Annotated in this window: 1 protein-coding gene; it reads left to right on the top strand. The window is 33.0% G+C overall.

The annotated features are described in order from the left end of the window. The first annotated feature begins 113 nt into the window (after window positions 1–113). The gene (locus WA340_RS15235) at window positions 114–671 is read left to right on the top strand and encodes a hypothetical protein (protein ID WP_336129698.1); all 558 of its coding nucleotides are present in this window, start codon (window positions 114–116) and stop codon (window positions 669–671) included. The last annotated feature ends 90 nt before the right edge of the window (window positions 672–761 follow it).

Below are 761 nucleotides of genomic sequence, written 5' to 3'. Positions count from 1 at the left end.
TCATACCAATTTACTATCTTAGTTGCTTAATGCTGAAAATCCTTCGGATTTTAAGCCGCAACTAAATCTATACCAAACCGTTGTGCAACATTTACCAAAAAAAACGAAAACGAATGAAAAAAAACTTACTGACTCTACTATTTGGACTTTTAGTAACATTAACCTACGCTCAAGAAAACGACCAAATTACAACGGAAAAAATCTGGAGAGTGAATTTTTTAAATCCAGGAGTTGAATTGGAATTGCCAACTGGAACTTACTCAACATTCTCGGCTGGACTTGGAATTGGATATGGCGGAGGATATCCTGACTTGACTTTTGGTGGTAGTGGATTTATTTACATAATCAGTCCATTTTTAGATGTTCAAGAAAAATGGTTTTACAATTTGAACAAACGGAATCGAAAAAATAGAACGACCGAAAATAATTCTGGAAATTTTGTTTCGTTGAGATTTATTACACGTGGGAATTCAATTGCTGAAAATGTAAACCGAACATCTGACTTTGACTTCGCAATTGGACCAACTTGGGGAATTCAAAGAAAATACGGAAAGAACTTTCACTTACTTTTTGACGTTGGACCTCAATACTATTTTGACACAAATGGAAATGGAAATATTTGGCCAATAATGTTACAATTGAATTTAGGATTTGACTTAAAAAAGAAATAAAAAACGTTGCACAACAAAGAACTGAGGCAATAAACAAGTAAAATATTAATTATTTATTGCTAGAGTACTTCTATGTTCACCATTGTAAGG

Origin of the sequence: Mesoflavibacter sp. CH_XMU1422-2 (genome assembly GCF_037029245.1) — a bacterium.
Classification (GTDB): Bacteria; Bacteroidota; Bacteroidia; order Flavobacteriales; family Flavobacteriaceae; genus Mesoflavibacter; species Mesoflavibacter zeaxanthinifaciens.
The sequence above is the reverse complement of the archived record's forward strand: the minus strand, read 5'-3'. Positions and strand labels throughout refer to the sequence as shown.